Origin of the sequence: Agromyces humi, from assembly GCF_009720255.1 — a bacterium.
Lineage (GTDB): Bacteria > Actinomycetota > Actinomycetes > Actinomycetales > Microbacteriaceae > Agromyces > Agromyces humi.
This window is the reverse complement of sequence record NZ_WJSP02000128.1, coordinates 1-9,214: the sequence shown is the minus strand read 5'-3', so window position 1 is coordinate 9,214 and position 9,214 is coordinate 1. Positions and strand designations below refer to the sequence as shown.

Here is a 9,214-nt window from a genome sequence, read left to right as displayed (position 1 = left end):
CGCGCCGTCGGCGAGCAGCCCCCCGTCGGCGCCGAGGACGACGATGCGATCGACCACCGGCAGCCAGACGGACACGCGGTGCTCGATCACGACCAGGGTCGAGCCGGTCTCGTCGGCGACCCGCGCGACCGCATCGCGCACCTCGCCCACGCCGGCCGGATCGAGGTTCGCCGTCGGCTCGTCGAGCAGGAGCAGGCCGGGGCGCATGGCGAGCACCCCGGCAAGCGCCAGTCGCTGGCGTTGTCCGCCCGAGAGGTCGGTGGTCGCATGATCGAGGGGCAGGTGGTCGAGGCCCACCGCCGAAAGCGCGGTGCCGACGCGCGGCCAGATCTCGCTGCGTGGCACGCCCAGGTTCTCGAGCCCGAAGGCCACGTCGTCGCCGAGCCGCGCCATCACCACCTGTGCATCGGGGTCCTGCAGCACCAGCCCGGCGCGCCCGCGGGCCGCGGAGGCCGGGCGCCCGTCGACGAGGAGCTCGCCGATCGACTCGCCCTCGTCGTCGCCGCCCAGCACGCCCGCCATCCCGTGCAGCAGGGTCGACTTGCCCGAACCGGACGCGCCGAGGAGCAGTAGGCGCTCCCCCGGCCGGATGTCGAGGTCGAGGCCGTGCACGGCGGCGTCACGCCGTCCGCCGTGACGCCAGCCCCAGCCCCGCGCGGTCACCGCCGCCGGACGCGTCGACGCGTCGAGCGTCGTCATCGTCAGACCGTCCGGAGCTCGCGTCCTGCGGCGAACCGGTCGAGTGCGCCCGCCCGTGCGAGCCCCCGGACCGCGAGCCAGGAGAGCCCGCCCGCGATGAGGGCCCCGCCCACGACGGCCGAGATCGTGTAGACGATCGCGAAGGTGGGTGCCGCTCCGGCGTACCAGAGGACGAGGTCGTTGACCGCCATCGCGAGACCGGCGCCGGCGCCGGCGAGCAGCACGACGGGCAGCCGCCAGTTGCGGTAGAGGAAGATCGCGAAGACGAGCTCGGCGCCCAACCCCTGCACGAGGCCGGCCTCGATCGTGAGCAGGCCGCCCCACTGGCTGCCGATCAGTGCGGAGACGATCGCCGCGACGAGCTCCGTGTAGAGCGCGGCGCCGGGCTTGCGGATCACGAGCGCACCGAGCACGCCGGCCACCAGCCAGAGCGCTGCCGGGGCGGCCTGCAGCCCGGGAAGCAGCGCCTCGATGGGTGCGGAGATGGGACCCCAGACGACGCCCCAGGCCCAGAAGACGACGCCGACGGCGACGCCGATGACGCTCGCGACCACGATGTCGACGACGCGCCAGCGGAGTCGTCGCCCATCGGGACGCACGGTCGAAGTGGTGGAAGTGACGGTTGCGTGCACTGTCGTGCCCTTTCAGTTCGAGGAAAGAGGCACGGGATTCGAGATGCGCTGCCCTCCCTGCGCTGGCATGACCCAGATCAGGTTCGACGGTCGAAGGTTGAGAACCTTCCTCTCAGCCCGGCTCACCGGACTCCCGTGTTCGACACCAGAGTATACGCTCGTGCACGCACCCGGCGACGTGATGACGCCGCGGGACGCGCGTCGACCGACGAAGTGGCCGGCGGCCGTCCGGCGATCAGTGCTTCAGCGCGCGGATGATCGCCTTCAACGCCTTGCCGGTCACCCAGACGAACGGCGTGGCGACGAGGATGAGCCCGATGAGGTTCGGTTCGAAGCGAACCTCGCCACGGCGGCCGACGTATGCGCCGAGCGGAATGGAGATGCCGCCACCGCCGCCACCGCTGCCCTGACCGTGGAGCTCGCGTGAGCCGCCACCGGTCGCGCCCGCGCCGGCGTCGGCGTCGGTCGTGCCGCCACCACCGCCGAAGCCGTAGGCCCCGAGGGCGACGGGGATCACCTTCGTGCCGTCGATGTCGACCGCCTCGCCGTAGGACGTCTTCACGCCGACACCGGAGACGGTTCCTGCAAGGTCCAGAACGAGTTCAGCCATGCGGCCACGCTACTCGCGGATGCCCCGCGCTACCAGCCCCACCCCGCCGCTGCGGCTGCGGCCGCTGCATCATCGTCGTCGTCGGCACCGGGCCGCGGTCGTTCGCCGCGACGTTCGCCGGCCGGACGCACGAGGGTCGCCGGACGCACGGCTCCCGTGCCGAACTTGGCCGCCACCTCGTCGATCGTGCGCTCGGCATCGCGCCACTCCTCATCGGGGTCCCACAGCATGGCGCCGGTGCCCGACGGGCCGAGGTGCTCGGCCCGCACCCCGATGAGGCGAACGCGCGCGCCTTCGCCGACGAGCTCGGAGAGGGCGTCAGAGGCCTCGTCGTAGATGCGGCGTGCAACATCGGTGGGCTCCGCGAGGGTGCGCGAACGGGTGACGGTGCGGAAGTCCCCGTAGCGCAGCTTCAACGTGACGGTGCGCCCGACGAGGCCCGCCTTGCGCAGTCGCACGGCCACGTTGCTCGAGAGCCGGAGCAGTTCGCGACGGATCTCGACGGGGTCGACCAGGTCGTGGTCGAAGGTGTTCTCGTGCCCGATGCTCTTCTCGGCGCGCGCGGTGTGCACGTCGCGCGGGTCGATGCCGTTCGCGAGCCGGCTCAGTCGGGCGGCGAGGGCCGGACCGACCGAGCGTTCGAGCGCGTCGTAGGGCATGGCCGCGACATCGCCCACGGTGCGCAGCCCCAGCCGGGTCAGCGACTCCTCGGTGACCCGGCCGACGCCCCACAGCGCCGAGACGGGCAGCGGGTGCAGGAACTCGATGGTCTGCGCGGCCGGGACGACGAGCATCCCGTCGGGCTTCGCACGGCCGGAGGCCACCTTGGCGACGTACTTCGTGGCGGCCACCCCGATCGAGCAGGTGAGGCCCGTCTCGGCGTGCACGCGGTCGCGGATGGTCAACGCGATCTCGGCCGGACTGCCGTGCAGGCGCCGGGCGCCCGACACATCGAGGAACGCCTCGTCGATCGAGAGGGGCTCGACGAGCGGCGTGAGCTGCTCGAAGATCGCCATGACCTGCTTCGAATACCTCGCGTAGCTCGCGTAGTCACCCCGCAGGACGATGGCGCTGGGGCAGCGCTGCAGGGCGATGGACATCGGCATCGCCGAATTGACGCCGTAGCGGCGCGCCTCGTAGCTCGCAGCCGAGACGACCCCGCGGCCCGCCGTGCCCCCGACGAGCACCGGCTTGCCGCGGAGCTCGGGCCTGGAGAGGAGCTCGACGGAGACGAAGAAGGCGTCCATGTCGACGTGCAGGATCGGGGTCGCCGAATCGTCGACGGGGCCGCTGGTGACCTGCCTCGACGAGCCGTCCTGCTTGCTCATGGTGCGACCCTAACTCGTGCCGCCGTCATCGACGGCGATGCCCGGCCGCGTGGGCGGCTGGGCGGGGTCGGGCTCAGAACCCGAAGTCCCCACCGCCGAAATCGCCGCCCCCGAAATCGCCGCCGCCACCGCCGTCGTAGCCACCGCCGTCGTAGCCGCCACCGTCGTAGCCACCGCCGTCGTACCCGCCGCCGTCGGCCGACGCGTCGCCACCGGCATCCCCTCCACCGTCGCCGCCGCCGTCGGTGGAGCCGTCGGCACCCGCGTCGAAGCTCGAGGCGTCGGGCAGGAACGCCTGCGCGATGGCCGAGCCGATCACGACGCCCGCGATGGTGCCGAGCATCGAGCTGCCGATCATGGCGCCCATGGAGGGGCCGGCCTGCATCGGTCGTCCATTGGCCGACGTGCCCGCGAAGGCGCGCTCCATGGTGCCGGGCTGGCGCAGCTCCGCCCGGGTGGCCGCGCGGGCCAACGTCGACGGGTCCTCGGACGCGATGCGCTCACCCGGTGGCGCCTGCTCGGCGAGGGATTGGTACACCTGGTGACGCTGCTCGGGTGTCAGCTTCGCGAACGCCTCGGCGTGCACCGCCTCGATCGACTCGGGCGGCGCAGTGCGCAGCAGGTAGCGGTAGCGCTCGATGGCCAGTTCGTCCTCGCTCAGCTGCCGCTGCGGCGGCGCCGGCCGGGAGGGCGGCGCGGGACGCTCGTCGGGTGCGCCGAACAGACGGTCAAAGAAGCCCATGGTGTCCTCGTCAATCGCTCAGGGGACCACCCAATCTATGGGCGGCAGCAGCGAGCCCGCTGTGAGTCCAGGGGCGGCCTGCGGCGTGCGCCCGGACCGCCGACTAGCCTCCGTTGCCCGCCCGCTCGAGCACCAGCTCGCGCACGCGCGCGGCATCCGCCTTGCCCTGCATGGCCTTCATGACCGCGCCGATCACCGCGCCGGCGGCCTGCACCTTGCCGTCGCGGATCTTCGCGAGCACGTCGGGCTGCGAGGCGAGGGCCTCGTCGATCGCGGCCACGAGGGCGCCGTCGTCGGAGACCACCGCGAGCCCGCGTGCGTCGACGATCTGCTGCGGCGATCCCTCGCCCGCGGCGACGCCCTCGAGCACCTGGCGGGCGAGCCGGTCGGTGAGCGTGCCGGCCTCGACCAGCGCCGCCAGCTCGGCGACCTGCTGGGGCGTGGCCAGCGATGCGGCATCCGTCGCCTTGGCATTCGCGACGCGGGTGAGCTCGCCGGTCCACCACTTGCGCGCGGCCGCCGGTGAGGCGCCGGCCGCCACGGTCTCGGCGACCTCGACGAGCAGGCCGCCGTTCAGCACGTCCTGGAACTCGAGGTCGGTGAAGCCCCACTCGGCCTTCAGCCGGCGACGGTGCGCCGCCGGAGGCTCGGGAAGGGCGGCGCGGAGCTGCTCGATGAGCTCCGGCGACGGCTCCACCGGGAGCAGGTCGGGCTCGGGGAAGTAGCGGTAGTCGTCGGCGTCCGACTTCGGCCGACCGGGGCTCGTCGTGCCGGTGTCCTCATGCCAGTGCCGGGTCTCCTGCGTGATGGTGCCGCCCTTCGCGAGGATGGCCGCCTGGCGCTGGATCTCGTACCTCACCGCACGCTCGATGGAGCGGAACGAGTTCACGTTCTTGGTCTCGGTGCGCGTGCCGAGCTTCTCCGCGCCGCGCGGCCGGAGCGACACGTTCGCGTCGCAACGGAGGTTGCCGCGCTCCATCCGCGCCTCGGAGATGCCCAGCGAGATCGCGATGTCGCGGATCGTCGACACGTACGCCTTCGCCAGCTCGGGCGCGTCGGCCTCCGCGCCGAAGATCGGCTTCGTCACGATCTCGACGAGGGGCACGCCCGCACGGTTGTAGTCGACGAGCGAGTACTCGGCACCCTGGATGCGTCCGGTCGACCCGCCGACGTGCGTGAGCTTGCCGGCGTCCTCCTCCATGTGCGCGCGTTCGATCGGCACCCGGAAGACCCGGCCGTTCGGCAGCTCGACCTCGACGGAGCCCTCGAACGCGATGGGCTCGTCGTACTGGGAGATCTGGTAGTTCTTCGCCAGGTCGGGGTAGAAGTAGTTCTTGCGCGCGAAGCGGCTCGACGGGGCGATCGAGCAGCCGAGCGCGAGGCCCAGCGAGATCGACGAGCGCACCGCGTCGCCGTTCACCACGGGGAGCGACCCGGGCAGGCCGAGGCACACGGGCGTGACGAGCGTGTTCGGCTCAGCGCCGTGGAACTTCGAGTTCGCGGGGTTCGGCGCCGGCGAGAACATCTTCGTCTCGGTGTTCAGCTCGACGTGCACCTCGAGGCCGATCACCGGCTCGAAGAGCTCGAGGGCCTGGTCGTAGTCCATCAGTTCTGCGCGGGCCATCAGACGGCGCCCTCCTCGGTCGCGAGCAGTTCATGGGTGCTGAGGTCGGGGAGCCCGTCGAGGATGGGCCGGCCCCATTCGGCGAGCAGCAGCCGCTCGAGTGCGCCGCCCACGTTGTAGAGGCGGGCGTCCTCGCGCGCCGGCGCGAGGAACTGGATGCCGACCGGCAGGCCGTCTTCAGGCGCCAGGCCGGCGGGCACCGAGATGCCGGGCACGCCCGCGAGGTTCGCCGGGATCGTGGCGACGTCGTTGAGGTACATCGCCAGCGGGTCGTCGAGCTTCTCGCCCAGCTTGAACGCCGTGGTGGGCGCGGTCGGCGTGGCCAGCACGTCGACGTTCGCGAACGCGGCGTCGAAGTCGCGCTGCACGAGGGTGCGCACCTTCTGCGCGCTGCCGTAGTAGGCGTCGTAGTACCCGGCGGAGAGCGCGTAGGTGCCGAGGATGATGCGGCGCTTCACCTCGGGGCCGAACCCGGCCTCGCGCGTGGCCGCCATGACCTGCTCGACCGTGCCGCCGCCGTCGGGCGTGACCCGCAGGCCGAAGCGCACCGAGTCGAACTTCGCCAGGTTGGAGGATGCCTCGGCCGGGAGGATCAGGTAGTACGCCGCGATCGCGTACTCGAAGTGCGGGGCCGAGACCTCGACGATCTCGGCGCCGTTGCGCTCGAGCAGCTCCAGCGACTCGTGGAACCGCTGCCGCACGCCCGCCTGGAAGCCGTCGGAGTCGAGCTCCTTGACGACGCCGATGCGCAGGCCCGCGACATCCGCCCGCCGCACCGCGTCGGCCATGGACGGCCACGCGTCGGGGATCGAGGTGGAGTCATGGGGATCGTGGCCCGCGATCACGTCGTGGAGCAGCGCCGCGTCGAGCACGGTGCGGGTGACCGGGCCGATCTGGTCGAGCGACGAGGCGAGCGCGATGGAGCCGTAGCGGCTGACCGCCCCGTATGTGGGCTTCACGCCGACGGTGCCCGTGACGTGCGCCGGCTGGCGAATCGAGCCGCCCGTGTCGGAGCCGAGCGCCAGGGGCGCCTCGAAGCTGGCGACGGATGCCGCGGAGCCGCCGCCCGAGCCGCCGGGGATGCGCTCGAGGTCCCACGGGTTGTGGGTGGGGCCGTACGCGGAGTGCTCGGTGGAGGAGCCCATCGCGAACTCGTCCATGTTGGTCTTGCCGAGCGGCACCAGACCCGCCTCGCGGACGAGGCGCACGGGGGTGGCGTCGTAGGGCGGGATCCACCCCTCGAGGATGCGTGAGCCCGCCGTGGAGGGCATGCCCTCGGTGACCAGCACGTCCTTGATGGCGATCGGAACGCCGGCGAGCGGGCCGAGCTCCTCGCCGGCCGCCCGTCGCCGGTCGACGTCGGCGGCGGTCGCGAGGGCGCGCTCGGTGTCGACGTGGAGGAACGCGTGCACGGCGCCGTCGACCGCGGTGATGCGATCGAGGTGGGCCTGGGTGGCCTCGACCGACGAGACCTCGCCTGCGGCGAGGCGCTCGCCGAGATCGGCGGCCGAGAGGCGGATCAGGTCGCTCACTGCTCCTCCCCCAGGATCGCCGACACCACGAAGCGCGAGCCGTCGGACTCGGGGGCGCCCGCGAGCGCCTGGTCGACGGTGAGCACGTTGTCGCCCACCACGTCGTCGCGGAAGACGTTGTGCATCGGGATCGGGTGGCTCGTCGGCGGCACGTCGGGCGTGGCCACCTCGCTCACCTTCTCGACCGCCTGCATGATCTGGCCGAGCTCCGCCGTGAGGTGCTCGATCTCTTCCTCGGTGAGCGCGATGCGGGCGAGGTTCGCCAGATGTGCGACCTGCTCCGCATTGATTTCGGACATGCTGCTCCGTCGTGTCGGGATGGGGATGGACCGATTCTATCGGTGGGGGCGGCCTTCGCTCGGCGGCGGCTCCGCCGCGGCATCCGCTACGGCTTGCCGAACAGGCCCACGCCGTACTTGTGCAGCAGCTCGTAGGCGTCGGCGTACGTCTGCGGCACCGGGTCGTCGGGCGAACCGTACTTCGCGATGAGCAGGCCCAGCAGTCCCTGCGCCGGCGGGCTGAGCGGCTTGTCCTTGTGCGCGTTCGCCGGATGCGGCGCCTCGGCCTGCGGGTTCGGCGGGATGTACTGCGGGGTGGTGGACGGCCAGGTGACCGGCTGGCGGGGCGTGTCGAGGTTCACCACGTTGAAGAGGTCCTTCGCGTCGGCGTCGCGCCGCGTGAGGGGGTCGAGTCCGTGCAGGCGGGACAGGGTCGCGACGACCGCCGCGTGGTGCATCTCGTCGTGCACGACGGTGCCGGCCCGGGTGAACGCGGAGATGGCGATCGCGGGCACGCGGCATCCGAGCCGGTCGAATCCGAAGCCCATCTCGCCCGTCGAGTCGTCGTGGGGCGGGGTCGCCTTCGGCGGGGTGACGTGGTCGTACGTGCCGCCGTGCTCGTCGAACGTGATGAGGAACATGGTGTTCAGGGCATTCGACCCGCTCGGGGAAGCGCTCGCCTTGATCGCCTCGTAGATCTGGTGGACGAGGGCCTCGCCTGCGCGCACATCCGAGATCGCCGAGTCCACCACCTCCTCGCCGGCCACCACGTCCTCCTTCAGCTTGCCGACCGGCGGGTGGAAGTCGTTGTGGTTGTACGTCATGCGCGGCTCGATGAACGCGTAGGCCGGCAGCCGACCCTCTCGCACATCCTCGTAGAACTGGCTCATCGTGGCGAAGTGCGCGGTGCGCCAGTACGGCTCGAGCGATGGAGCGTGCAGCACGCCGGTGAACGAGACGAGCTGGAGCTCGTCGAAGTAGATGCGCCACGACACCCCGGCCTCCTCGAGCCGGTTGAAGACGGTCGGAGACGCTGGGGCATCGAGCCACTTGTCGTAGCCGCCGCCCTGCTCGTTGGTCACGAACCCGTGCGACGTCGACGCGTGGAAGAACGAGCGGTTGCAGAAGGTCTGCGACGGCACCGCGCAGTGCCAGTGGTCGTAGACCGCGAAGTTCTTCGCGAGCGTCGAGAGCACCGGCAGCATCTGCGGCGAGAACGACCCCATGATGTGCTTCGCCTCGTCGGGAGCGGGCGCGGTGCCCTTCCGGAGGGTGGTGAAGTGGTTCCAGTAATCGGTGAGGAAGCCCGACATCGCTCCCTCGGCGGACTTCGGCGGCGCGTTGTAGGGCGCCTTCATCTCGTGCATCTCAGCGGTCGCGTTGCTCGCCGGGTCGATGGTGCCGAACAGCTGGGTGTTCACGTGCGGGAACGCCTCGCCCGGGTCGGGGTTCGGGCGGCCCATGATCTCGTCGGTCGAGCCCTCGTAGACGTGCGCCGCGACGATCGTGCCGTCGGGCGCCGTGTTCTCGTAGTCGCCGAAGGCCAGTCCCTCGAACGTCTCGCCCTCGGGCAGGTCGTCTGCCGTGTAGAGGTAGCCGAGCAGGTTGTCGAATGAGCGATTCTCGCCCATCAGCACCACGAGGTGGTCGAACCCCGCCTTCTGCGGCGCGGTGAGGGGCACGAACTCGTCGACGCCCCGCGAGTAGCCGATCGAATGACCCACCGCTGCGCCCGCCGCGCCGCCGACGACCGCGCCGGCGGCCGCGGC

Annotated in this window: 9 protein-coding genes and 1 riboswitch; all 9 genes read right to left on the bottom strand. The window is 71.6% G+C overall.

Annotation, left to right across the window (positions count from 1 at the left end):
• The coding region (locus GH736_RS11765) for an ABC transporter ATP-binding protein (RefSeq protein ID WP_159603450.1) at positions 1 to 699 on the bottom strand (699 nt) is incomplete at its 3' end.
• A gap of 2 nt (positions 700 to 701) precedes the next feature.
• Positions 702 to 1,331, bottom strand: a complete 630-nt coding sequence (locus GH736_RS11760) for an ECF transporter S component (protein ID WP_159603448.1) — start codon at positions 1,329 to 1,331, stop codon at positions 702 to 704.
• A 37-nt stretch (positions 1,332 to 1,368) separates the two neighbouring features.
• Positions 1,369 to 1,478: riboswitch (TPP riboswitch) on the bottom strand.
• A gap of 88 nt (positions 1,479 to 1,566) precedes the next feature.
• Positions 1,567 to 1,941 carry a hypothetical protein gene (locus tag GH736_RS11755; protein ID WP_159603446.1) on the bottom strand — a complete coding sequence of 125 codons (375 nt, stop codon included), beginning with the start codon at positions 1,939 to 1,941 and terminating at the stop codon, positions 1,567 to 1,569.
• 29 nt (positions 1,942 to 1,970) lie between these two features.
• A complete protein-coding gene (locus GH736_RS11750) occupies positions 1,971 to 3,269 on the bottom strand; it encodes a DNA polymerase IV (RefSeq protein WP_159603444.1) in 1,299 nt (432 codons plus the stop codon).
• A 73-nt stretch (positions 3,270 to 3,342) separates the two neighbouring features.
• Positions 3,343 to 4,011 carry a hypothetical protein gene (locus tag GH736_RS11745; RefSeq protein WP_159603442.1) on the bottom strand — a complete coding sequence of 223 codons (669 nt, stop codon included), beginning with the start codon at positions 4,009 to 4,011 and terminating at the stop codon, positions 3,343 to 3,345.
• 103 nt (positions 4,012 to 4,114) lie between these two features.
• Complete coding sequence (gene gatB / locus GH736_RS11740; RefSeq protein WP_159603440.1) at positions 4,115 to 5,635, bottom strand: Asp-tRNA(Asn)/Glu-tRNA(Gln) amidotransferase subunit GatB; 1,521 nt, start codon at positions 5,633 to 5,635, stop codon at positions 4,115 to 4,117.
• Positions 5,635 to 7,167, bottom strand: coding sequence for an Asp-tRNA(Asn)/Glu-tRNA(Gln) amidotransferase subunit GatA (gene gatA / locus GH736_RS11735; RefSeq protein WP_159603438.1), 1,533 nt, complete (start codon positions 7,165 to 7,167; stop codon positions 5,635 to 5,637). The genes gatB and gatA overlap by 1 nt, the downstream gene beginning before the upstream one ends.
• Positions 7,164 to 7,466 carry an Asp-tRNA(Asn)/Glu-tRNA(Gln) amidotransferase subunit GatC gene (gene gatC, locus GH736_RS11730; protein WP_159603436.1) on the bottom strand — a complete coding sequence of 101 codons (303 nt, stop codon included), beginning with the start codon at positions 7,464 to 7,466 and terminating at the stop codon, positions 7,164 to 7,166. The genes gatA and gatC overlap by 4 nt, the downstream gene beginning before the upstream one ends.
• 86 nt (positions 7,467 to 7,552) lie before the next feature.
• On the bottom strand, positions 7,553 to 9,214 hold a 1,662-nt coding region (locus GH736_RS11725; RefSeq protein WP_159603434.1), incomplete at its 5' end, for an alkaline phosphatase family protein.

Bases quoted from the DNA above. Each gene is read 5' to 3' on its own strand.
- GH736_RS11755 (WP_159603446.1), bottom strand. From the start codon at position 1,941: ATGGCTGAACTCGTTCTGGACCTTGCAGGAACCGTCTCCGGTGTCGGC.
- GH736_RS11750 (WP_159603444.1), bottom strand. From the start codon at position 3,269: ATGAGCAAGCAGGACGGCTCGTCGAGGCAGGTCACCAGCGGCCCCGTC.
- GH736_RS11745 (WP_159603442.1), bottom strand. From the start codon at position 4,011: ATGGGCTTCTTTGACCGTCTGTTCGGCGCACCCGACGAGCGTCCCGCG.
- gatB (WP_159603440.1), bottom strand. From the start codon at position 5,635: ATGGCCCGCGCAGAACTGATGGACTACGACCAGGCCCTCGAGCTCTTC.
- gatC (WP_159603436.1), bottom strand. From the start codon at position 7,466: ATGTCCGAAATCAATGCGGAGCAGGTCGCACATCTGGCGAACCTCGCC.